Source organism: Rhodanobacter aciditrophus, assembly GCF_050026795.1.
Lineage (GTDB): Bacteria > Pseudomonadota > Gammaproteobacteria > Xanthomonadales > Rhodanobacteraceae > Rhodanobacter_A.
In genome coordinates, this window is record NZ_JALBWP010000010.1 from 836,100 (window position 1) to 858,158 (window position 22,059).

General features: G+C 70.1%; 24 protein-coding genes and 1 riboswitch. Of the genes, 13 read left to right on the forward strand and 11 right to left on the reverse strand.

Going from position 1 to position 22,059, the window contains the following annotated elements:
* Positions 1-83 precede the first annotated feature (83 nt).
* Positions 84-1,745 (reverse strand): energy-dependent translational throttle protein EttA, encoded by a 1,662-nt coding sequence (ettA, locus tag ACQGNW_RS08580; protein WP_426662699.1) that lies wholly within the window; start codon positions 1,743-1,745, stop codon positions 84-86.
* Between the two features lie 173 nt (positions 1,746-1,918).
* Here ettA and ACQGNW_RS08585 point away from each other — a divergent pair, with 173 nt between their 5' ends.
* The 7 genes from ACQGNW_RS08585 (at position 1,919) to ACQGNW_RS08615 (ending at position 7,793) form a co-directional block, all read left to right on the forward strand.
* A complete protein-coding gene (locus ACQGNW_RS08585; protein ID WP_426662700.1) occupies positions 1,919-2,791 on the forward strand; it encodes a DUF817 domain-containing protein in 873 nt (290 codons plus the stop codon).
* Positions 2,792-2,859: 68 nt separating this feature from the next.
* On the forward strand, positions 2,860-4,128 hold the full coding sequence (gene glyA / locus ACQGNW_RS08590) for a serine hydroxymethyltransferase (protein WP_426662701.1): 1,269 nt from the start codon (positions 2,860-2,862) through the stop codon (positions 4,126-4,128).
* Between the two features lie 10 nt (positions 4,129-4,138).
* Positions 4,139-4,834, forward strand: coding sequence for a CTP synthase C-terminal region-related (seleno)protein (locus ACQGNW_RS08595; RefSeq protein ID WP_426662702.1), 696 nt, complete (start codon positions 4,139-4,141; stop codon positions 4,832-4,834).
* 2 nt (positions 4,835-4,836) lie between these two features.
* Entirely contained in the window at positions 4,837-5,364 is a 528-nt protein-coding gene (nrdR, locus tag ACQGNW_RS08600; protein WP_426662703.1) for a transcriptional regulator NrdR, read from the forward strand.
* A gap of 150 nt (positions 5,365-5,514) precedes the next feature.
* The gene (gene ribD, locus ACQGNW_RS08605; protein WP_426662704.1) at positions 5,515-6,609 is read left to right on the forward strand and encodes a bifunctional diaminohydroxyphosphoribosylaminopyrimidine deaminase/5-amino-6-(5-phosphoribosylamino)uracil reductase RibD; all 1,095 of its coding nucleotides are present in this window, start codon (positions 5,515-5,517) and stop codon (positions 6,607-6,609) included.
* Between the two features lie 72 nt (positions 6,610-6,681).
* On the forward strand, positions 6,682-7,095 hold the full coding sequence (locus tag ACQGNW_RS08610) for a MerR family transcriptional regulator (RefSeq protein ID WP_426662705.1): 414 nt from the start codon (positions 6,682-6,684) through the stop codon (positions 7,093-7,095).
* Entirely contained in the window at positions 7,077-7,793 is a 717-nt protein-coding gene (locus tag ACQGNW_RS08615; protein ID WP_426662706.1) for an SDR family oxidoreductase, read from the forward strand. Before ACQGNW_RS08610 ends, ACQGNW_RS08615 begins: the two co-directional genes overlap by 19 nt.
* Positions 7,794-7,849: 56 nt before the next feature.
* Here the strand turns inward: ACQGNW_RS08615 and ACQGNW_RS08620 are convergent, their stop codons facing one another.
* Together ACQGNW_RS08620 and ACQGNW_RS08625 are read right to left on the reverse strand one after the other, a co-directional pair.
* On the reverse strand, positions 7,850-8,710 hold the full coding sequence (locus ACQGNW_RS08620) for an N-acyl homoserine lactonase family protein (protein ID WP_426662707.1): 861 nt from the start codon (positions 8,708-8,710) through the stop codon (positions 7,850-7,852).
* Between the two features lie 10 nt (positions 8,711-8,720).
* Positions 8,721-9,731 (reverse strand): zinc-dependent alcohol dehydrogenase family protein, encoded by a 1,011-nt coding sequence (locus tag ACQGNW_RS08625; protein ID WP_426662708.1) that lies wholly within the window; start codon positions 9,729-9,731, stop codon positions 8,721-8,723.
* Between the two features lie 89 nt (positions 9,732-9,820).
* On the opposite strand from ACQGNW_RS08625, the gene ACQGNW_RS08630 reads away from it, so the two are divergent.
* From ACQGNW_RS08630 to ldcA, 4 genes are all read left to right on the forward strand, one after another.
* Positions 9,821-10,732, forward strand: a complete 912-nt coding sequence (locus ACQGNW_RS08630; RefSeq protein WP_426662709.1) for a LysR family transcriptional regulator — start codon at positions 9,821-9,823, stop codon at positions 10,730-10,732.
* A gap of 67 nt (positions 10,733-10,799) precedes the next feature.
* Positions 10,800-10,976: riboswitch (FMN riboswitch) on the forward strand.
* A 130-nt stretch (positions 10,977-11,106) separates the two neighbouring features.
* Complete coding sequence (locus ACQGNW_RS08635; RefSeq protein WP_426662710.1) at positions 11,107-11,748, forward strand: riboflavin synthase; 642 nt, start codon at positions 11,107-11,109, stop codon at positions 11,746-11,748.
* Positions 11,749-11,890: 142 nt separating this feature from the next.
* Positions 11,891-12,982, forward strand: a complete 1,092-nt coding sequence (ribB, locus tag ACQGNW_RS08640) for a 3,4-dihydroxy-2-butanone-4-phosphate synthase (RefSeq protein WP_426662711.1) — start codon at positions 11,891-11,893, stop codon at positions 12,980-12,982.
* 162 nt (positions 12,983-13,144) lie between these two features.
* The gene (gene ldcA, locus ACQGNW_RS08645) at positions 13,145-14,086 is read left to right on the forward strand and encodes a muramoyltetrapeptide carboxypeptidase (RefSeq protein ID WP_426662712.1); all 942 of its coding nucleotides are present in this window, start codon (positions 13,145-13,147) and stop codon (positions 14,084-14,086) included.
* Between the two features lie 70 nt (positions 14,087-14,156).
* Here the strand turns inward: ldcA and yjgA are convergent, their stop codons facing one another.
* The gene (yjgA, locus tag ACQGNW_RS08650; protein WP_426662713.1) at positions 14,157-14,690 is read right to left on the reverse strand and encodes a ribosome biogenesis factor YjgA; all 534 of its coding nucleotides are present in this window, start codon (positions 14,688-14,690) and stop codon (positions 14,157-14,159) included.
* On the reverse strand, positions 14,687-14,923 hold the full coding sequence (locus ACQGNW_RS08655) for a DUF1653 domain-containing protein (protein ID WP_426662714.1): 237 nt from the start codon (positions 14,921-14,923) through the stop codon (positions 14,687-14,689). The genes yjgA and ACQGNW_RS08655 overlap by 4 nt, the downstream gene beginning before the upstream one ends.
* A gap of 118 nt (positions 14,924-15,041) precedes the next feature.
* On the opposite strand from ACQGNW_RS08655, the gene pmbA reads away from it, so the two are divergent.
* Together pmbA and ACQGNW_RS08665 are read left to right on the forward strand one after the other, a co-directional pair.
* The gene (gene pmbA / locus ACQGNW_RS08660) at positions 15,042-16,409 is read left to right on the forward strand and encodes a metalloprotease PmbA (RefSeq protein ID WP_426662715.1); all 1,368 of its coding nucleotides are present in this window, start codon (positions 15,042-15,044) and stop codon (positions 16,407-16,409) included.
* A gap of 145 nt (positions 16,410-16,554) precedes the next feature.
* Positions 16,555-16,932 carry a DUF4870 domain-containing protein gene (locus tag ACQGNW_RS08665; RefSeq protein WP_426662716.1) on the forward strand — a complete coding sequence of 126 codons (378 nt, stop codon included), beginning with the start codon at positions 16,555-16,557 and terminating at the stop codon, positions 16,930-16,932.
* Positions 16,933-16,982: 50 nt separating this feature from the next.
* On the opposite strand, the gene ACQGNW_RS08670 is transcribed toward ACQGNW_RS08665, so the two are convergent.
* From ACQGNW_RS08670 to ACQGNW_RS08695, 6 genes are all read right to left on the reverse strand, one after another.
* Positions 16,983-17,837, reverse strand: coding sequence for a polyprenyl synthetase family protein (locus tag ACQGNW_RS08670; RefSeq protein ID WP_426662748.1), 855 nt, complete (start codon positions 17,835-17,837; stop codon positions 16,983-16,985).
* A gap of 25 nt (positions 17,838-17,862) precedes the next feature.
* Complete coding sequence (locus ACQGNW_RS08675) at positions 17,863-18,120, reverse strand: exodeoxyribonuclease VII small subunit (protein WP_426662717.1); 258 nt, start codon at positions 18,118-18,120, stop codon at positions 17,863-17,865.
* Between the two features lie 61 nt (positions 18,121-18,181).
* Positions 18,182-18,616, reverse strand: a complete 435-nt coding sequence (locus ACQGNW_RS08680) for a hypothetical protein (protein ID WP_426662718.1) — start codon at positions 18,614-18,616, stop codon at positions 18,182-18,184.
* Positions 18,617-18,702: 86 nt separating this feature from the next.
* The gene (gene tilS / locus ACQGNW_RS08685; protein ID WP_426662719.1) at positions 18,703-20,007 is read right to left on the reverse strand and encodes a tRNA lysidine(34) synthetase TilS; all 1,305 of its coding nucleotides are present in this window, start codon (positions 20,005-20,007) and stop codon (positions 18,703-18,705) included.
* The gene (locus ACQGNW_RS08690; protein ID WP_426662721.1) at positions 20,004-20,738 is read right to left on the reverse strand and encodes an NYN domain-containing protein; all 735 of its coding nucleotides are present in this window, start codon (positions 20,736-20,738) and stop codon (positions 20,004-20,006) included. The genes tilS and ACQGNW_RS08690 overlap by 4 nt, the downstream gene beginning before the upstream one ends.
* 58 nt (positions 20,739-20,796) lie before the next feature.
* Positions 20,797-21,753, reverse strand: a complete 957-nt coding sequence (locus tag ACQGNW_RS08695) for an acetyl-CoA carboxylase carboxyltransferase subunit alpha (RefSeq protein WP_426662722.1) — start codon at positions 21,751-21,753, stop codon at positions 20,797-20,799.
* Positions 21,754-22,059 lie beyond the last annotated feature (306 nt).

The following is a 22,059-nucleotide window of genomic DNA, read 5'->3' on the forward strand; positions in this document are numbered from 1 at the left end:
GGATGCTCCGGCCGCTGGCCTGACCGCACGCCCGGTGCCTCTCTCCGTCCCCCTCCCCGGAGGCGAGGGGATGCCGGGCCTGGTCAGGCCAGCTTCTTGTATTTCACCCGGTGCGGCCTGGCCGCCTCGTCGCCCAGGCGGCGCTTCTTGTCGGCTTCGTACTCGTTGTAGTTGCCGGGGAAGAACTCCACGTGCGAGTCGCCTTCGAAGGCGATGATGTGGGTGGCGATGCGGTCGAGGAACCAACGGTCATGCGAGATCACCACCGCGCAGCCGGGGAACTCCAGCAGCGCGTCTTCAAGCGCGCGCAGCGTTTCCACATCGAGGTCGTTGGATGGCTCGTCGAGCAGCAGCACGTTGCCGCCCTGCAGCAGCGTCTTGGCCATGTGCAGGCGGCCGCGTTCGCCGCCGGACAGGTTGCCGACGATCTTCTGCTGGTCGGTGCCCTTGAAGTTGAAGCGGCCGATGTAGGCGCGCGACTGGATCTCGAAGTTGCCGATGGTGAGGATGTCCAGCCCGCCGGAGACTTCCTGCCACACGTTGTTCTTGTCGTCGAGCGCGCCGCGCGACTGGTCGACGTAGGCGAGCTGCACCGTGTGGCCCAGCTTCACCTCGCCGGAGTCGGGCTGCTCCTTGCCCATGATCATCTTCATCAGCGTGGACTTGCCCGCGCCGTTCGGGCCGATCACGCCCACGATCGCGCCCGGCGGGATCTTGAAGCTGAGGTCGTCGATCAGCACGCGGTCGCCGAACGCCTTGCTGACGTTCTTGAACTCGATCACCTCCTGGCCCAGGCGCTCGCCCGGCGGGATGAAGATCTCGTTCGTCTCGTTGCGGCGCTGGTAGTCGACCGAGTTCAGCTCCTCGAAACGCTTCAGGCGCGCCTTGCCCTTGGACTGCCGGCCCTTGGCGGCCGAGCGCACCCACTCCAGCTCCTTCTCGATCGCCTTCTGGCGCGACTTCTCCTGCTGCGCCTCCTGCTTCAGGCGCGCGTCCTTCTGCTCCAGCCACTCGGTGTAGTTGCCCTTCCACGGGATGCCGCGGCCGCGGTCGAGCTCGAGGATCCACTCGGCGGCGTTGTCGAGGAAGTAGCGGTCATGGGTGACCGCCACCACCGTGCCGGGGTAGTCGTGCAGGAACTGCTCCAGCCAGTCCACCGATTCGGCATCCAGATGGTTGGTGGGCTCGTCCAGCAGCAGCATGTCGGGCTTGGACAGCAGCAGGCGACACAGCGCCACGCGACGCTTCTCGCCGCCGGAGAGCGGGCCGATCTTCGCGTCCCACGGCGGCAGGCGCAGCGCGTCGGCGGCCACTTCCAGCTGGCGCTCCAGCGCATGAGCGTCGTTGGCGGCCAGGATACCTTCCAGCTTTTCCTGCTCCTTGGCCAACGCGTCGAAGTCCGCGCCGTCCTCGGCATAGGCGGCGTAGACCTCCTCCAGGCGCTTCTGCGCGTCGAGGATCACCGAAACGCCTTCCTCCACTGCCTCGCGCACGGTCTTCTCGGGGTCGAGTTCCGGCTCCTGCGCCAGGTAGCCCACCTTGATGCCCGGTTGCGGGCGCGCCTCGCCCTGGAAGTCGGTGTCCACGCCGGCCATGATCTTCAGCACCGTGGACTTGCCCGCGCCGTTCAGGCCCAGCAGGCCGATCTTGGCGCCAGGGAAGAAGCTGAGCGAGATGTCCTTGATGATCTGGCGCTTCGGGGGAACGATCTTGCTCACCCCGTTCATGGTGTAGATGTACTGCATGCTGGCTCCCGAAAGGCGGTCCGCAAGCCGCGTTCGCGCGCGGCCCGGCAAGTGAGGAACAAAGGGGAAAAGGCCTCCGATTATCGCCGATCGGCCTTTGCACTGCCATGGCAGGGCCCGCGGAGCCGCCCTGCGGCCCGCCACGCTGCGGGTTTTCCGCAGGGTGGACGACGATGCTCCCCAAGATGGAGGCGCCTGCGCGCCGGGCAAGGCCGTTGCGCGGCTGGCGGTGGCTCGACGTACAGCTGGCGCGGCGGGCGGCCCGCTCCGGCCGGGTGGCCGTGTTCGCCTACGAATTCCTGTGCTTCGGGCTGAAACAGGCCTCGGCCTGCCTGTTCGGCGGGCTGATGGTGGCCCTGTTGGTGGCGAGCTGGCGCTGGTATCCCGCCGATGCGGCGCTGTCGCGCTACGACTTCCTGACCCTGTCGGCCATCGCGATCCAGCTCGGCCTGCTCGCCAGCGGGCTGGAAAGCCGGGAAGAGGCGCGGGTGATCGTGCTGTTCCACGCCGTCGGCACGGCGATGGAGCTATTCAAGACCGCAATGGACTCGTGGAGCTACCCGGGACCCTCGGTGCTGCACCTCGGGGGCGTGCCGCTGTTCACCGGGTTCATGTACGCCTCGGTGGGGAGCTACATCGCCCGGGCCTGGCGGCTGTTCGACTTCCGCTTCACCCGGCACCCGTCGTTCGGTGCCACGGTGGCGCTGGCGGTGGCGATCTACGCGAACTTCTTCAGCCATCACTTCCTGCCGGATGCCCGCTGGCTGCTGTTCGCGGCGCTGGCGTGGCTGTTCGGGCCGACCTGGGTGCATTTCCGCATCCGCCGCCGGCACCGACGGATGCCCCTGCTGCTGGGCTTCGTGCTGGTAGCCGGGTTCATCTGGTTCGCCGAGAACGTGGGCACCTACACCCATGCCTGGCTGTATCCGGCGCAGCGGGCCGGCTGGCACCCGGTGCCGCTGGCCAAGCTGGGGTCCTGGCTGCTGCTGATGGTGATCAGCTATGTGATGGTCTCGGCGGTCCACCGCCGCGGGGCCGCCCGGTAGCTGCAACCCGGCGCCGGCGTTACACTTTCGCGTCTTGCCCACCCCCGAACCCGCCGAGGCCCCACGAAATGTTCCCGAAGGACTGCACGATCGCCGGTTACGACTCCGAGCTGGCCCAGGCCATCGCCGACGAAGGCCGCCGCCAGGAAGACCACGTCGAGCTGATCGCCTCGGAGAACTACGCCAGCCCGCGGGTGATGGAAGCGCAGGGTTCCAAGCTCACCAACAAGTATGCGGAAGGCTACCCGGGCAAGCGCTACTACGGTGGCTGCGAATACGTCGACGTGGCCGAGAAGCTCGCCATCGACCGCGTGAAGCAGCTGTTCGGCGCCGACTATGCCAACGTGCAGCCGCACTCCGGTTCGCAGGCCAACCAGGCGGTGTACTTCGCCCTGCTGCAGCCGGGCGACACCATCCTCGGCATGAGCCTGGCGCATGGCGGCCACCTCACCCATGGCGCCAAGGTCAACCTCTCGGGCAAGATCCTCCACGCCGTGCAGTACGGCGTGAACGACGATGGCATCGTCGACATGGACGAGGTCGAGCGCCTCGCCGTGGAGCACAAGCCGAAGATGATCGTGGCGGGCTTCTCGGCCTATTCGCAGGTGATGGACTGGGCGCGCTTCCGCGCCATCGCCGACAAGGTCGGTGCGTACCTGTTCGTGGACATGGCGCACGTCGCCGGTCTGGTCGCCGCCGGCGTGTATCCCAGCCCGCTGCCGCATGCACACGTGGTCACCTCCACCACCCACAAGACCCTGCGCGGTCCGCGGGGCGGCATCATCGTGGCGAGCAGGCAGGGCATGGGCGACGCGGCCGAGGAGATCGAGAAGAAGCTGCAGTCGATCGTCTTCCCCGGCATCCAGGGCGGCCCGCTGATGCACGTGATCGCGGCCAAGGCGGTGGCCTTCAAGGAGGCGCTGGAGCCGGCCTTCAAGGACTACCAGGCGCAGGTGGTGAAGAACGCCAAGGCAATGGCCAGGACCATCGTCGCGCGCGGCTACAAGATCGTCTCCGGTGGCACCGAGAACCACCTGATGCTGATCGACATGATCGGCAAGGGCGTCACCGGCAAGGACGCGGAGGCCGCGCTGGGCAAGGCGCACATCACGGTGAACAAGAACGCCGTGCCGAACGATCCGCAGAAGCCCTTCGTCACCTCCGGCCTGCGCGTGGGCACGCCCGCCGTCACCACCCGCGGCTACCAGGAAAGCGACTGCATCGACCTGGCCAACTGGATCTGCGACGTGCTCGACGCGCCGGGCGACGAAGCGGTGATCGCCGCGGTGCGCGCCAAGGTCGAGGCGCAGTGCAGGAAGTTCCCGGTTTACGGCTGAGGCAGCGCACATGTCCTCGTTGCGCATCGGATTGATCGGCGACCGCAACGATGGAGTGATCGCCCATCGTGCGATCCCGCTGGCGCTGGCGCTGGCCGCCAAGGACTGCGGCGTGAGCGCCGAACCGGTCTGGCTGCCTACCGAGCGGATTGGCGATGGCAAGGCGCTGGCCGAATACGATGGCCTGTGGTGCGTGCCGGCCAGCCCGTACCGCGACATGGACGGCGCGCTCACCGCGATCCGCATGGCGCGCGAGCGGCATGTGCCGTTCCTCGGCACCTGCGGCGGGTTCCAGCACGCCATCCTCGAATACGCGCGCGACGTGCTGGGTTGGACGGATGCCGAGCATGCGGAAACCGCGCCGGAGGCGTCGCGCCAGGTGATCGTGCCGCTCTCCTGTTCGCTGATCGAGGTCAGCGATGCGCTGCGGCTCGTGGCCGGATCGCGGCTGGCGCAGTGCTACGGCACGCTGTCCATCGTCGAGGGTTATCACTGCAGGTACGGGCTCGGTGCCGATTTCCGCCACGCCCTGGAAGGAGGGCCGCTGCGCATCAACGCGCATGACGAGGCGGGCGATGTGCGCGGCGTCGAACTGGACGACCATCCCTTTTTCATCGCCACGTTGTTCCAGCACGAGCGCGCCGCATTGCAGGGAAGGACGCCGCCGGCGGTGCTTGCATTCGTGCGCGCCATGGTCGAACGTTAGGTATGCACTGTCCCTTCTGCCAGCACGAAGACACCCGGGTGATCGATTCGCGGCTTGCCGACGACGGCGCCACGGTACGTCGTCGTCGCGAGTGTCCGTCCTGCGGCGAGCGCTTCAACACCTTCGAGACGGCGGAGCTGAAACTGCCGGCGATCGTGAAGAGCGGCGAGCGGCGCGAGGCGTTCGACGAACGCAAGCTGCGCGTGAGCTTCGAGCGGGCGCTGCAGAAGCGGCCGGTGGCCAGCGACGCGGTGGACGCGGCGGTGCGCGAGATCGTCAACGACCTGCGCCGCAGCGGCGAGCGCGAAGTGCCGTCGCGCCAGGTCGGCGAGCTGGTGATGCGCGAGCTGAAGAAGCTCGACCAGGTGGCCTACGTGCGCTTCGCCTCGGTCTACCGCAAGTTCGAGGACGTGCAGGCGTTCCGCGAGGAGATCGAGAAGCTCGAACGCGACCTGCCCGAACTGGAGCGCCTGCAACTCTCGCTGCTGGGAGGCGAAGGCGTGGAACTGCGCCGCCCCCGCAAGGGCTGACCGTTTTCTTCCCCCCCCCCCCGCCGGAAAAGGAGCGGGGCGGGGACAGCCCTGCCGCGCCGCCCGCCTGAGGCACGCTCCGATGCGACACTATCGCCAGCGCCGCCCCCTCACCCCGGTCCCCTTTCCGGAGGGGAGAGGAACACCAGCATGAGCTTCACCGCCATCGACCACCAGCACATGGCGCACGCCCTGCGCCTGGCGGCGCGTGGTCTGTACACCACCCAGCCCAATCCGCGCGTGGGTTGCGTGATGGCGCACGGCAATGAGGTTGTCGGCAGCGGCTGGCACCAGCGCGCCGGCGAGCCGCATGCCGAGGTGTTTGCCCTGCGCGAGGCCGGCGAACGGGCGCGCGGCGCCACCGCCTACGTGACGCTGGAGCCCTGCGCGCACCACGGCCGCACGCCGCCCTGCGCGGACGCACTGGTGGCCGCCGGCGTGGCGCGTGTGGTGATCGCCGCCGAGGACCCGTTCCCGCAGGTGGACGGCCGGGGCGTCGAGAAGCTGCGTGCCGCCGGCATCGCGGTGGGGGTCGGCCTGCTGCGCGAGGAGGCGCGCGAACTCAACATCGGCTTCTTCAGCCGCATCGAGCGTGGCCGGCCGTTCGTGCGGGTGAAGCTGGCGACGAGCCTGGATGGCCGCACCGCGCTCGCCGGCGGCGAGTCGAAGTGGATCACCGGCGAAGCCGCGCGCACCGACGTGCAGCGGTGGCGCGCGCGCAGCAGCGCCATCCTCACCGGCAGCGGCACCGTGCTGGCCGACAATCCGCGGCTGACCGTGCGTCAGGTCGAAGGGTGGGCTGGGTCGCCGGTCCTGCCATGGCGCGTGATCCTGGATACGCACCTGCGCACGCCGCCCGGCAGCCACGTGCTCGATACGACGGCGCCCACGCTGCTCATGCATGCGGCCGACGCGCCCGTCGCCGCCCATCTGGCGACGGCCGAGCGGGTGGCCATCGCCGGCCACGGCGGCCAGCTCGACCTGGCCGCCGTGCTCGCCGAGCTGGCCCGGCGCGAGGTCAGCGAGGTCCACGTCGAAGCGGGCCCTGCGCTCAGCGGCGCGCTGTTCGCGCAGGGGCTTGTCGACGAACTGTTGCTCTACGTCGCGCCGGTGCTGCTCGGCGACCAGGCCCGGCCGCTGTTGCAGCTGCCCCCGTTGGCGACGATGGCCGACCGCTGGAATCTGCGCCTGGTGGACCAGCGCCAGGTCGGCGCGGATTGGCGCCTGCGCCTGCGCGGAGCCTGAAGACGCGGCACGCGCCTTTGCGCGTGTGCCGGCCTTGACTTCGAGCGCGCTCGAAGTCCTAGACTCGCCGGCATGGACAAACCGATCTCGATGGCCGAGGCCTGCCGGCGCACGGGCATCAGCAGCCACGCGCTGCGTTACTACGAAAGCGTCGGCCTGATGAAGCGTGTCGGCCGGTCCGGCGCCGGCCGGCGGATCTACCGCGAACAGGACCTGCAGTGGCTGGAAGTATTGAAGCTGTTGCGCGGCACCGGCATGTCGATCCGGCGCATTCGCCAGCTGGCGGCCATGGTCGAACGGGGCGACGCGTCGCTGGAGGCGCGGATCGCATTCTTCGGCGACTGGCAAGCCGAACTCAGGCAGCAGATCGCCTTGCGGCAGCAGGCGCTGGTGACGATCGGGAAGAAGATCGCGCGGCATGCCGCGTTGCTCGAGGACCTGAAGGCGGAGCGCAGAAGGAAGCTTCCATGCATCACGAAACCGTAGTCGTCGTCGGCGCAAGTTCGGGCATGGGCCTGGCGGCTGCGCGCCGCTCCTGGCTACGCGGCGCCAGCGTGTGGATGGTGGCGCGCGACCCGGTGCGGCTGCGCGATGCCGCGGCGGGCATCGGGAACGAGCGCGTGCATGCGTGTCCTGCCGACGTGGCGAGCGAAGCGGGGCGTGCGCACATCCTTGCCGCCGTCGAGCGCATCGACCATCTGGTATTCACGGCGGCGGACCTGGTCTACAAATCCTCCCGTGAGCTCGACGAATCCGAAGTGCTGCGCGCGCTGCGCTCCAAGGTGGTCGGCCCGTACCTGCTGGCTGCAGCCGCCTCTGCGAAGATGCCGGCGGAGGGCAGCATCACGATCGTCTCCGGCATCGCCGCCGAACGGCCGATCGCGGGCGGCAGCGTCACCGGCATGGTCAACGGCGCGATCAACGCGATGGTGCGCGGACTGGCGCTGGAACTGGCGCCGATACGGGTGAACGCGGTGTCGCCGGGCTGGGTCGATACGCCGTTCTGGAAACGGGTGGCGAGCGACGAGCGGCGCGAAAGCCTGTTTGCCGCCATGCGCGAGAAGATTCCCGCCCGAAGGATCGCCACGGTGGAAGATGTTGCGCAGATGATAGAGGTCGCCATGACCAATCGCGGTATCAGCGGCACCACGCTATACGTGGATGGCGGCCAGCGGCTGGTGTGAACGCGGGAAACAGGTGCCCGCGCGCCTGAGGCCGCGGACCCGGCGCGCGGCGTGTTTCAGTGGAGGTAATCCGGAAAGCGCGGCAGCGTAGCGATGTCGCGCGGATCGTGCTGGATCACCACGCGGGCATGATCGCGTGCGGCAATGGCTTCGAACCGGTCCATCGAGGCGAGCGTAGCGACGCGATCGGTGTTGACCCGCGGCACGCGCCGGTGCAGGCGGTTCTCGCGCAAATGGTAGAGGTCGCCGCTCAGCAGCACGGCGCCGGCGTGCGGCAGGCGGATTTCCAGCACCTGGTGGCCCGGTGTGTGGCCGGGCATCAGCAGCAGGCGTACCGTGCCGTCGCCGAACACGTCCGCGTCGCCGTCGACGATGCGCTTGCGCGCAGTGCGCCAGGCGGAGACCGGCGCCAGCGGCTCGAACGGGGGCGGCGCATGGCTGGTGGCCGCCGCCAGCTCCTTGCGCTGCAGAATCCAGGTGGACTGGCCGAACAGGTTGGCGTTGCCGGTGTGGTCCTCGTGCCAGTGCGAGAACGCCACGAAGTCGATGTCCGCGGGGCGCAGGCCCAGCGCCTTCAGCTGGTCGACCAGTTTCACCCGCACCGTGGCGCGAATGCCGGGCGCCATGTCGACGCCGCCGGGGTGGCCGGCGATGGCGTCGCCCAGGCCGGTATCCCACAGCAGGGTGGACCGGCCGTGTCGGATCAAGAAGCATGGCGCCGACATCCCGCCGGGCTTGCCGTCCAGCGCGCCGCTGTCGTCGAACATGCGCAGGTCGCGGAATTGCAGGTGGCCGCAGTCGAGCACGTACAGGCGGATGTCGGGCGCCGTGCCGGCGCCGTGGGCGAGGGTGGCGAAGGCGAGCAGCAGCAAGGACAGCAGGGCGTGCGCGGCATGGCGCAGAGGAGGAAAGTCCATGGTGCGGTCCTCAGGCGTTGAAGTCGATGGCGAGCTTGCCGAAGTGGCGGCCGGCGGCGAGATGCTCGAAGGCTTCGCGCAGCTGGCCGAAGCCGTAGACGCGGTCGATCACCGGCTCCATGCGTGTGGCCTCGATGGCCGCCACCATCCGCTCGTGCGCTTCCAGCGGGGCGACCGAGATGCCCTGGATCCGGATGCGCTTGAGCACCACCGTGGACAGCGGCAGGGTCGCCTCCATCCCGCCGAGCCAGCCGAGTATGCCGATGAAGCCGTGCATGCGGACCGCCTCCAGCGATTGCCCCAGCGTGGCCGCGCCGACGGTCTCGATCACCGCGTCCACGCCCGTGCCGCCGTTTGCCTCGCGCACCAGCGCGCCCCACTGCGGGTGGCGGGCGTAGTTGATGCCGGTGTCGGCACCCAGTGCCTTCGCGCGCTCCAGCTTGTCGTCGCTGGACGACAGCACGATCGCCCGTGCGCCGCGCAATTTGGCGAACTGCAACGCGAACAGCGAAACGCCGCCGGTACCGAGCAGCAGCACGGTCTGGCCGGTGGTGACGCCGGCCAGCTCCAGCGCCTGCCACGCGGTGAGCGCGGCGATAGGCAGCGTGGCGGCCTGCAGGCTGGTCAGGTGGCCCGGCGCGCGCGCCAGCGAGTACTGGTCGAAACAGGCCAGTTCGCGCATCACGCCGGGTTCGGGGCCGCCGATCTCGGCGCCCTCCCATTCCGGGCGCATCGCGCCGGCGATCCAGCGCGACTTGTAGAACGTGGTGACGCGGTCGCCGGGCCGGAAGCGGGTCACCGCCGCGCCGACTTCCACCACCGTGCCGGCGCCGTCCGACACCGGCACGATCGGCAGGGACACGCCGCGATACAGCTGTCCGTCGACCAACATGGAGTCGCGGAAGTTGAGCGAGGCGGCCTCCATCCGCACCAGCACCTCGTTCGGGCCGGGGCGCGGGGCGGGGAGGTCGACCTGCTGCAGGTGCTCGAGGCCGAAGGCGGAAAGCTGGATGGCGCGCATGGTGCGACTCCGTGGTGGGGATGCGGGCATGGTCGCGCCATCGGGGGCTTGCGATAAGACGCACAAATGGGCGATCTTTTGTTCGTCCCATGAATCAATCCTTCGAACTCACGCCCGCCCGCCTGCGCGAACTGCGCGCCTTCGCGGCCGCCGCCCGGCGACTCAACTTCTCGCGCGCGGCGCTGGAGGTCGGCTGCACCGCGTCGGTACTGAGCCGGCGCATCGCCACGCTGGAGGAAGCCGTGGGCGCACGGCTGTTCCTGCGCACGACGCGGCGCATGGCGCTCACCGCGCGCGGCGAGCAGTTGCTGGCGCAATGGCAGCGCATGGAGTCGGTGATGACGGAGCTGGCCGCCGGCCTGCGCCCCTCGGACGGCGAACTGGCCGGCCGGCTGTGCGTGCACCTGCCGGCCAGTTTCGGTCGCTACCGCATCGCGCCGCTGCTGGCCGGCTTCATGCGCGAGCATCCCGGGGTGCGCATCGAGGCGACGTACGACGACGCCTACGTGGACATGGTGGCCGGCAAGGTCGACCTGGCCGTGCGCCTGGGGCGGCTGGCCGACGTGCAGCTGGTGGCGCGCAGGGCGGGCACGATGCGCGTGTTCCCGTGCGCCTCGCCCGACTACCTGGCCTCGGCGCCGCCGCTGCGCGATCCGGCCGACCTCAAGGCGCACCGCTGCATCACGTTCAGCGGCTATCGCCGCGGCACGCTGTGGTCGTTCAGCCGGCAGCGCCAGCGGCGCGCGGTGCGCATCGACCCGGTGCTGGTGTGCAACGACGCGCAGGCGATCCGCGACGCGGTGCTGGCCGGCGTGGGCGTCGGCCTGCAGGGCGACTACATGGCCGACGGCCTGGTCGCCGCCGGGAAGCTGGTCGACCTGTTCCCCGACTGGCAACTGCCGCCCTTCCCGGTGCACCTGCTGTGGCTGCCCGGCGCGGATCGCACGCCGGCGTTGCGGCGGCTGATCGACTATCTCGCCGAGGCGCTGGCGCGGGACTGAGCGCCACCGAACGGGCTCCCCGGGCTTGGTGGTAGACTTCCGCCGCCGGTTTCCGGCAGACAACCAACGACGTCTTCAGGGCGGGGCGGAATTCCCCACCGGCGGTAGGTGTCCGCAGGACACGAGCCCGCGAGCGCCTTCGCCGCATGGCGAAGGGTCAGCAGATCCGGTCGAATGCCGGAGCCGACGGTCAGGCCATTCCGGTTCGCCGGGCGGCCCACAGTCCGGATGAAAGAAGACGGCTCGATGCGTGGCGGGGTCGCCGCGCGTCGGCCTCATGCCTTGGGGCGTTCTCGCATGCCATCACGCGGAGAACGTTTCATGATCCCATCCATCGCAAGCACGACGGCCGCCTTCGCCCGGGAGGTGCGCTGATGTTCACCGGCATCATCCAGTCCGTGGGCCGCATCCGGCGGCTCGAGCCGCGCGGCGGCGACCTCCGCCTGCACGTCGACACCGACGGGCTCGACCTTTCCGACGTGCAACTGGGCGATTCGATCGCCGTGTCCGGCGTCTGCCTGACGGCGGTGGCGCTGGAAACGCAGGGCTTCGCCGCCGACGTTTCCAACGAGACGCTGTCGCTCACCACGCTGGGCCAGCTCAGGCCGGGTGACCCGGTGAACCTGGAGAAGGCGCTGCGCCTGGCCGACCGGCTGGGCGGACACCTGGTGTCCGGCCACGTCGACGGCCTGGGCAAGGTGGTTTCGATGACGCCGGATGCCCGCTCGCAGCGCTGGATCTTCGAGGTGCCGGCAGGCGTTGCGCACTACATCGCTGCCAAGGGCTCGGTCTGCATCGACGGCACCAGCCTCACCGTCAACGAGGTGGCGGGCCACCGCTTCGGCGTGAACCTGATTCCGCACACGGTGGAACACACGACGTTCCATGCGAAGCGCGCGGGCGACGCGGTGAACATCGAGGTCGACGTGATCGCGCGCTATGTCGAGCGGCTGATCGGCGGCGGGCAGGCGTCCGGCATCGACGTCGATTTCCTCAAGCAGCACGGCTTCGCCTGATCTTGCAGACCCTCTCCTGCCGGGAGAGGGGTTGGGGTGAGGGTCCGGGCGAAAGCGCGACGCTTCGCTCCGCCCGAACCCTCATCCGCCCCTTCGGGGCACCTTCTCCCGGCGGGAGAAGGAAACCACCACGGATACCGCCATGAGCTTCAACACCATCCCCGAAATCCTCGACGACATCCGCGCCGGCCGCATGGTCGTGATCCTCGACGACGAGGACCGCGAGAACGAGGGCGACATCGTGATGGCCGCGCAGATGGTGCGGCCGGAAGACGTCAACTTCATGGTGCGCGAGGCGCGCGGCCTGCTGTGCCTCACGCTCACCGAACAGCGCACGCGCCAGCTCGGCCTCAGGCCGATGGTCAGCGACAACACCTCGCCGTACCACACCAACTTCACCGTCTCGATCGAGGCGGCGGAGGGCGTCACCACCGGCATCTCCGCGCACGACCGCGCGCGCACCATCCAGGTGGCGGTGAAGAGCGACGCCAGGCCCCAGGATCTCTCGCAGCCCGGCCACATCTTTCCGCTCACCGCGCAGCCGGGTGGCGTGCTGACCCGTGCCGGCCACACCGAGGCAGGCTGCGACCTGGCCGCGCTGGCCGGGCTGGAGCCGGCCGCGGTGCTGATCGAGATCCTGCATGAGGACGGCTCGATGGCGCGCCGCCCGGAGCTGGAAGTGTTCGCGCAGAAGCACGGCCTGAAGATCGGCAGCATCGCCGACCTGATCCGCTACCGCCTGGAAACCGAGAAGACCGTGCAGCGCGTGCACGAGGAGAACGTCGAGACCGAGTTCGGCCCGTTCCGGCTGGTGGCCTGGCGCGACGCGATCCGCCGCGGCCTGCACTTCGCCCTGGTGCGCGGCACGGTGGACGACGGCGCGCCGGTGCTCAGCCGCGTGCACGTGCGCAACACCCTGTCCGACGTGCTGCACCTCAAGCGCGACGACCTCGGCCTCACCGTCACCAGCGCGTTGCGCCGCATCGCCGACGAGGGCCGCGGCGTGCTGCTGGTGCTGTCCGGCGAGGACACGCCCGAGGTGCTGCTGGCGCGCCTGCAGCGCCAGCCGCTGCAGGTGGCGCCGGAGGACGCGCAGCAGCAGGAATGGCGCCAGCTCGGCCTCGGCGCCCAGATGCTGGCCGATCTCGGCGTGCGCAAGCTGCGCGTGCTGGGCACGCCGCGCAAGCTGGTGGGCCTCGCCGGTTTCGGCCTCGAGGTCGTCGAGCACGTGTAGGTTGCTCCCCGCGCATGCATGCGCTGCCGGTGCCTCCGTGCGGGAGCATTCGCGCGCAGGGCGCGCCCCTGCGGGAATCGCCCGACGAGCGCCATGGACAGGCCATGCGGCCGGCAGCGCGGGCACGCATAATCCGGGCGTCCGAGCTGCCTGATCACGTCCATGCCTGCCACCCGCGTCCGCCTGATCGCCCCTTCCGGCTACCCGCACGACCGCGCCGCGATGAGCCGCGGCGTGACGCGCCTGCGCGAAGCCGGCTGCGAGGTGGACGGCCTGGACGTGCTGGAGCGCACCGAGCTGCGCTACGCCGGCAGCGACGCCGAACGCGCGGCCGATCTCAACGCGCTTGCCGCGCTGCACGAGCTGCCCGATGTCGTGCTGGCAATCCGCGGCGGCTACGGCGCCACGCGATTGCTGGAGCACCTGCACTACGACCTGCTGCGCGAGCGGCTGGCCGGCACGAATACCGTGCTGGTGGGCCACAGCGACTTCACCGCGATCCAGATGGCGCTCCACGCGAAGAGTGGCCTCGTCACCTTCGGCGGTCCCATGCTGGGTCCCGACTTCGGTGCGGATACCCCGAGCGCGCTCACGCTGCCGCACTTCTGGCGCACCGTGCGCGCGGAGCAGGGCAGCGCCGAATGGACCGGCAGCGGCGACCGCACGCTGGACCTCGAAGGCCCGCTGTGGGGCGGCAACCTCGCGATGCTGTGCAGCCTGCTCGGCACGCCGTATTTCCCGCGCATCGACGGCGGCATCCTGTTCGTGGAGGACGTGGGCGAGCCACCGTTCCGCATCGAACGCCTGCTGTACCAGCTGCGCCTGTCCGGCGTGCTCGGGCGCCAGCGCGCGCTGATCCTCGGCAGCTTCACGGATTGCCGGCCCAGCGCCTACGACAACGGTTACGGGCTGGCCGAAGGCTTTGCGCAGATTCGTCGCGTGGCCGGCATCCCGGTGCTCGAAGGCCTGCCGTTCGGCCACGCGCCGGACAAGTTCACCCTGCCGTTCGGCGCGCCGGCGCGTTTGCGCGTGGAAGGCGGCCGGGCGCGACTGGACTTCACCGGCTATCCGCACCTGTCCGCGGCCACCATCGGCAGTCCGTAGGAGCGCCTCCCATGAGCGGTCCCGCCTGACCGGATGCCGCCGAAGGCGGTTCGCGCACGGATCGCGCTTCCTACGCTTCGTCGTCCTGCAGCGACTTGAGCAGCTGGAACAGCTCGCGGTAGGCGCGCGGCGGCTTGTTCGGCGCGGCCTTCTCCACGCGCGCCTGGCGGATCAGCGCGCGCAGGTGCTGGCGGTCCACGCCTGGGTGTTGCGCGATCAAGTCGGACACCGCGGTGTCGCCGTCCTCGCCAAGCAGGCGTTCGCGCAGCGCTTCCAGCCGGTGCATCGCCGCGGTTTCCTGGCGCTGGCGGTCGCGGTTCTCGCCCAGTGCCGCGCGCACCCCGTCGAACGCCGTGCTGTCGTGGCGGCGCATCAGCTTGGCGAGGAAGGCGAGCTGGCGCTTGCGCGCGATGTGCGAGCTGATCCGGCGCACGTTGGCGATCTCGTCGCGCACGTCGTCGGGCAGCGCCAGCTTCGCCAGCTTCGCCGGCGGCAGTTCGACCAGCTGGCCGGCCAGCTCCAACACCGCCAGCGCATCGCGTCGCTGCTGGGTGCGGGTGGGGCCGTAGTCGTGCTCGGGGTCGTCGGTGTAGTTGCGGTTCACGGGCTTTCCTGGGATCCGGTGTCGGCCTGCTCCAGCGCGAAGCGCGGTTGCGGCTGGCCGTCCACCAGCACGCTCCCGGCAAACATCGCCGCGGGTCGCACCCACAGGCCGCGTTCACCGTACAGCGCGCGATACACCACCAGCAGCTCTTCCGTCTCGCTGTGGCGGGCGGTGCCCAGCACGCGGTAGCGCTGGCCCTTGTAGTGGCGGTAGAGGCCGGGGACGACCGACATGCGCTGCGCTCTGCGGGCGTTGCGGTGGGGCCGCGGCATCCCCATGTGGAGACGGCACGGCGCGGATCGTGCATTCTACCCGTTTGCATCCTGCCCGTTGACCTGCCTGGAATCTCCCGTGAGCGACATCGCCCCCGCCACCGACCGCAGCCCTGCGGACCTGGACCGCCTCGCCGAACTGGCCGGGGACGTGATCCGCCGCGCCCGCGCGGCCGGTGCCAGCGCCGCCGAGGTGGCCGCCAGCATCGACACCGGCCTCAACGTGAACGTGCGGCTCGGCGAGGTGGAAACGGTGGAGCACACCCGCGACCGCGGTTTCGGCCTCACCGTGTACTTCGGCCAGCGCAAGGGTTCGGCCAGCACCGCCGACCTCAACCCCGACTCGATCCAGGCCACGTTGGACCAGGCCTGCGCCATCGCCCGGTTCACCGAGGAAGACCCCGCCGCCGGCCTGGCCGACGCCGCGCGCATGGCGACGGATTTCCCCGACCTCGACCTGTGGCATCCCTGGGCCATCGACACCGCGGCGGCGATCGCGCTGGGCCGGCGCATCGAGGAGGCCGGCCGCGCGCACGCGGGCATCAGCAACTCGGACGGTGCCGGCGTGCAGATGGGCGAGAGCCTGTCGGTGTACGCGAACTCGCACGGCTTCGTCGGACGCGAGCGCGGCACCCGTCATTCGCTGTCGCTGTCGCTGATCGCGGGTGAGAGCGAGCGCATGCAGCGGGATTACTGGTACGACAGCGTGCGCAGCGCGGACGATTTCATGAGCGCCGAGGCGCTGGGCGACAAGGCCGCCGAGCGCACCCTGTCGCGGCTGGACGCGCGTGGCCTGTCCACCCGCGAATGCCCGGTGCTGTTCGCGCCGGAAATCGCGCGGGGCCTGGTCGGCCACCTGGTCGGCGCGGTGAGCGGCGGCGCGCTTTACCGCCGCGCCAGTTTCCTGCTCGACCATGCGGGCAAGGCGATCATGCCGGCGTGGCTGCACATCGACGAGCGGCCGCACCTCCGGCGCGGCCATGGCTCGGGCAATTTCGACGCCGAGGGGGTGGCCACGCGCGACAGCGCGCTGGTGGAAGGCGGCGTGCTGGCGCGCTACGTGCTGGGCAGCTACTCCGCACGCAAGCTGGGGCTCGAATCCACCGGCAACGCCGGCGGCATCCACAACCTGGTCGTGCAGCCCGGTGCGGCCGACGGCGAGGCCAGCGATTTCGCCGGCATGCTGCGCCGGCTGGGCACCGGCCTGCTGGTCACCGAGGTGATGGGACAGGGCGTGAACACCATCACCGGCGACTACTCGCGCGGCGCGGCCGGTTTCTGGGTGGAGAACGGCGCCATCGTCCATCCGGTCGAGGAAATCACCATCGCCGCGAACCTGCGCGACATGTACGCCGGGATACTCGCCGCCGGCGCGGATGTCGACCCGCGCTCGCACATCCTCTGCGGCTCGATCCTGGTGCACCGGATGACAGTGGCGGGCGAGTGATTCCTGCGTCATGCTGTAAGAGCGTGTTCAATGTCTCCGCAACGCGGGCCATGTGGAGGCATTGAACAGGCTCTATGGCGTTTGACCTGTCCGCGCGGGGCCTGCCGCCCGTGACGCGCGGTCCACTCACCGGGGAGGATTGCTCATGAGTACACCGTCGGACCAGATGCCGCCACCGCCGCCTGCCAGCACCGAGGCCAGCAGCGACGACCGCAACGTGGCGATGCTCACCCACCTGTCGGGTTTCATCCTCAGCGTGATCGTGCCGCTGATCGTGTGGCTGATCCACAAGGACCGCGCCGACAAGGCCTACCTCGTGAAGGAAGCCAAGGAGGCGCTGAACTTCCAGATCACCGTGCTGATCGGCTACGTGATCTGCTGGATCCTCACCATCATCGTGATCGGCGTGCTGCTGACCTGGCTGCTGTGGCTGGCGAACCTGATCCTCTGCATCATCGCCGCGGTCAAGGTCAGTTCGGACGGCAGCTACCGCTATCCGTTCGCGTTGCGGCTGGTGAACTGAGCCAGGGTCCCGCCGGAAGGAAAAAGCCCGCATCGCGGGCTTTTTCTTGTCTAGCGATGGCGCTGCGCGGCGTAGCGGGCCAGTTCGGCCAGCAGTTCGCCACGCGGCCCCAGGGGCGCGATGGCGTCGAGCGCGGCCGCGGTGAGCTCGGCCAACCGCGCGCGCGAGGCGTCGAGGCCGAGGATCGAGGGGAAGGTGGGCTTGTCGGCGGCCGCGTCCTTGCCGGCGGTCTTGCCGATCACGGCGGATTCGCCTTCCACGTCGAGGATGTCGTCGCGTACCTGGAAGGCCAGGCCCACGGCGGCGGCGTAGCGGTCCAGTGCGGCCAGCGTGGTGTCGTCCGCGCCGGCGGCCAGTGCACCCAGCTGCACCGAAGCGCGGATCAGTGCGCCGGTCTTGCAGGCGTGCATGTGCTCGAGTTCGGACAGCGCGAGCTGGCGCCCCACCGCGGCGAGGTCCAGCGCCTGGCCGCCGGCCATGCCGTCGGCGCCGCAGGCGCGACCCAGCGCGTGCAGCATGCGCATGCCGGTGGCGGCATCGGGCGCGGCACCGGGCGCGGCCAGCAGCTCGAAGGCCAGCGCCTGCAGCGCGTCGCCGGCGAGTATCGCCATTGCCTCGCCGAACACGATGTGGCAGGTGGGGCGGCCGCGGCGCAGTGCGTCGTCGTCCATCGCGGGCAGGTCGTCGTGCACCAGCGAGTAGGCGTGGATCAGCTCCACCGCGCAGGCGGCGGCGTCGAGCGAGGCATCGTCACGGCCCAGCGCAAGCGCGGCCGCGTAGACCAGCAGCGGGCGCAGGCGCTTGCCGCCACCCAGCACGGCGTAGCGCATCGCGCGATGCAGCTCGACGGGCGACCGTTCGGCGTTCGGCAGGCAGGCATCCAGCGCCTGTTCGGCGCGGTGCATCAGCGCTTGCAGTGCCGGCCCCAGTTCAGTGTTCGGGTTCAAACGGTTCGGCGTTGTCGGGGGCTTCGGGGTCGAGCAGCAGGCGCACGCGCAGTTCGGCCTGTTCCAGCGCCTGCTGGCAGTGGCGATACAGGCCGATGCCGCGTTCGAAGGAGGCCAGCGACTCGTCCAGGCTCAGCTCGCCGCCTTCCATTTTCGCTACCAGCTGCTCGAGCTCGTCCAGCGAGTGTTCGAAGTCCGCGGCGGGCGGGGTCTTGGCAGCGGTGGAAGCGGTCTTGGCCATGGCCCGCAACGCTAGCGCAGGCCCCGTGCGGAATCAATCCGTGCGGGGCCTGCGCGGTCTCTCAGTGATCGTGGCCGTGGCCGCGCCCGTGGCCATGTCCGCGGTCCCGGTCGTCGTCGCCGCCGCGGTAATGATCGCGATCGTAGTCGCGGCGGTGCCAGTCCACGCGGCGGCCGCCGTAGTGGTCGACCACGTAGGTGTGCTCGACCCAGGGCTGCGCCGTACCGAGCTCGATGTCGACGCCACCTACGCGGACATAGGCCTGCAGGCCCAGCGGCAGGCTCACGCCGCTGCGCCAGTCGCCGCCGTCGAGCCAGAACCACATGCGGGTGTCGGGCGCGTAGTACACCTCGCTGTCGGGGTAGTACACATAGCGGTGCTTGGCGCGCCAGCCATGCGCGGGCGCCCACGGCGGCGGGCCATGCTGGGCGGCCGCCGGCAGGGCCACGGCGCCGGCCAGCAGCGCGAGCGAGGTGGAGAGCAGGATGCGGTTCATGGCGGAACTCCCGAGGTTGTGCCCGATGGAGCGTAGCCAAACGGCCCCAAGCGCGGCTGAACCGGCGTCCGGGAATGTGACGGCGCTCAGGTTGCCGGCAGCCAGCGCGGGCCGCTGCCGGCCTGCCGGAAGATGGCCTCGCCGCGCGCGCTGTACCAGCGGTCCGCCACGGCCACCAGCGCATCGCCCTCGTACAGCAGGGGACAGGCGGTGCGCTGCCACGGCGGCAGCGCAGCCTGCTGGAACAGGTCGCGCAGCTCGCGGGTGTGCGCGTCGCCGGCCGGCCTGATGCGCTCGCCGCCCTGGCGCAGACGCACGGCGAGCGGAGTGGGCAGGCGTGCGTGCTCGTCGCACAGCGCGAGCCGTCCGCCGTCGGGCAGCGCGAGCGGCTCGCCCCGCCAGGGTGCGTGCCAGGACGGGTCGATGGACGGCCGGGGCACGCGCGCCCACAGGCGCCCCTTCCATATGTGCAATTCCGCGCCAGGCCAGCGGATGCAGGGCGACTGGCCCGGGCGGGCGGCGCATTGGCGTTCGATCTGCCTGCGCTGTGCGGTGGTGGGGGCAGGCAGGCCGCGCAGGTACAGCCAGTGGTGGAGCAGGGGCTCGCGCAGCGCCGGGGGCAGCGCCAGCCAGCCGGTGGCGTCGAGGCTGCCGTTGGCGGCGTCGTGCAGCGTTGCGAAGACGGCCAGCCATTGCATGCGCAGGGCGTCGGCGGCGGCGCGGCTGAGTGCAGCGCTGTGCAGGATCGAATCCACCGCCTGGGGCCAGTGCGCGGCGAGGCGCGGCAGGATCTCGTGGCGCAGCTGGTTGCGCGCGAGGCGGGTGTCGGCGTTCGAGGGATCGTCGATGCAGGGCAGCCGGTGCGTGGCGACGTAGTCATGCAACTGCGCGCGCGAGACGTCGTTGAGCAGGGGCCGCCACAGCCCGCCGCGGCCCAGCGGCCGGCGCTCGCGCATCCCGCCCAGCCCTTCCGGCCCGGCACCGCGCAGCAGCTTCAGCAGCACGGTTTCGGCCTGGTCGTCGCAGTGGTGGGCCAGCAGCAGGGTTTCACCCGGGTGCAGGTGCGCCGCGAAGGCGGCGTAGCGGGCCTGCCGTGCGGCGGCTTCCAGGCCTTCGCCGCGCTGCGTAGTGACCTGTACGCGCACGATCTCGCACGGCAGGTCGAGGCCGGCGCAGAAGCGGCGGCAGTGTTCCGCCCACGCCGCGCTGTCCGCGCGCAGGCCGTGGTCGACGTGCAGCGCGCGCAGGCCGCGGCTCCGCGCCGCGGGCAGTTGCGCCAGCGCGTGCAGCAGGGCGGTGGAATCCGGGCCGCCGCTGTACGCCACGCACAGTGGCGCGACAGGCGTCTGCGCCAGCGCGGCGGCCAGCCGGGTCGGCAGCGGCGGCCTCACTTCCCGCCGTTGCGCAGGCGCAGGTACAGGTGCCTGCCGTTGCCGATGTGGCGCTCCTCGGTCTCGAACAGGCCGATGCCGTTCACCAGCGCGCTGAGCCTGGCGTAGCCGTAGTTGCGCGGATCGAAGTCGGGCGACTGCTTGTTGATGATACTGCCGACCGCGCCCAGTCCGGCCCAGCCGTTGTCGTCGGCAGCAGCTTCGATGGCATTGCGCAGCAGATTCATCAGCTGGCTGTCGCTGCGCAGTTCCTTGGCGGTGCGCCGCTTCACGCCTGCGCTGGCTTCCGCTTCGGTGGCCGGCGCCAGCACCTCGGTGTAGATGAACTTGTCACAGGCGGTGCGGAACGGCTCGGGCGTCTTGCGCTCGCCGAAGCCGTACACGGTGAGCCCCGATTCGCGGATGCGCGAGGCGAGCCGGGTGAAATCGCTGTCGCTGGAGACGATGCAGAAGCCGTCGAAGCGCCCGCCGTAGAGCAGGTCCATCGCGTCGATGATCATCGCCGAGTCGGTGGCGTTCTTGCCCACGGTGTAGCGGAACTGCTGGATCGGCTGGATCGAGTGGCGCAGCAGCGCCTCCTTCCAGCTGTTGAGGTCGGGCTTGGTCCAGTCGCCGTAGATGCGCTTGACGTGCGCGGTGCCGTACTTGGCCACCTCGGCCAGCAGGCCTTCGACGATGGCCGGACGGGCGTTGTCGGCGTCGATCAGTACGGCGAGTTTGTCGTGGGCCATGGCGGTTCCCGGCGGCGAGGGCGATGCCGATGGTAGCGCCGGGGACGTCGCCCGGTGGTTATTCCTGGAATGCGCCGTGGCCGCGCAGGCGACGGTAGCGCTGCTCCAGCAGGTCCGCCGTCGGCAGCGCCTGCAGTTCGTCGAGCTGGTTCATCAGCACGGCCTTGAGGCGGATCGCCATGGAGCGCGGGTTGCGGTGGGCGCCGCCCAGCGGCTCGCGGATCACCTTGTCGATCAGGCCCAGCTCCAGCAGGCGCGGAGCGGTGAGACCCAGCGCCTCGGCGGCGTCCTTGGCGCGCTCGGCGCTGCGCCAGAGGATGGTGGCGCAGCCTTCCGGAGTGATCACGGAATAGGTCGAGTACTGCAGCATGTTGATGCGGTCGCCCACGCCGATGGCGAGCGCGCCGCCGGAGCCGCCCTCGCCGATCACGGTGCAGACGATCGGCGTCCTGAGGTCGGCCATCTCCAGCAGGTTGCGCGCGATCGCCTCGCTCTGGCCGCGTTCTTCGGCGCCGATTCCGGGGTAGGCGCCCATGGTGTCGATCAGGGTGAGCACGGGCAGGCCGAAGCGTTCGGCCATCTTCATCAGGCGCAGCGCCTTGCGGTAGCCCTCGGGGCGCGGCATGCCGAAGTTGCGCTTGAGCTTGCCCTTGGTGTCACGTGCCTTCTGGTGACCAACGATCATCACCGGTCGGCCGTTGATGCGACCGAGGCCGCCCACGATGGCGCCGTCGTCCGCATACATGCGGTCGCCGGCCAGCTCGTGGAACTCCTCGCACATCACGCCGATGTAATCCAGCGTATAGGGCCGCGCCGGATGGCGCGACAGCTGCGCGACCTGCCACGAGCTGAGGTTCTTGAAGATGTCGTTGGTCTTGAGCTTGAGCTTCTCGCGCAGCCGGGCGACTTCTTCGTCGATGTCGAGCGCCTGGCCGTGGCTGGTGCGGCGCAGCTCCTCGATCTTCGCCTCGAGCTCGGCAATGGGTTGTTCGAAATCGAGGAAGTTGGGATTCATTCGCCGAGGTTCATGGCACGGAAGCCCGGCAGTATACCGGGCGCGCGAAAAACAGGAGAACGGGGGCGTATGGGCATCCCGGCACTCCAGGCGGACGGGAAGCGGCACATGGATGTGCCGCCCGCGCGCCGGCGCCTAGCGCCAGCGCGCCCGCGGCCGGGGCGGCGGTTGCCGGCCCGCCCACAAAAAAAAACCCGAATTCGGGGGTGTGTGGTGAAAGTCAGGTTCCGGGCTGGGGGTGGAATCACGGCCGGAAATAAAAGGCCCCGTTTTAACCACCCCCGGCGCGCCCCCCCTAACCCCCGC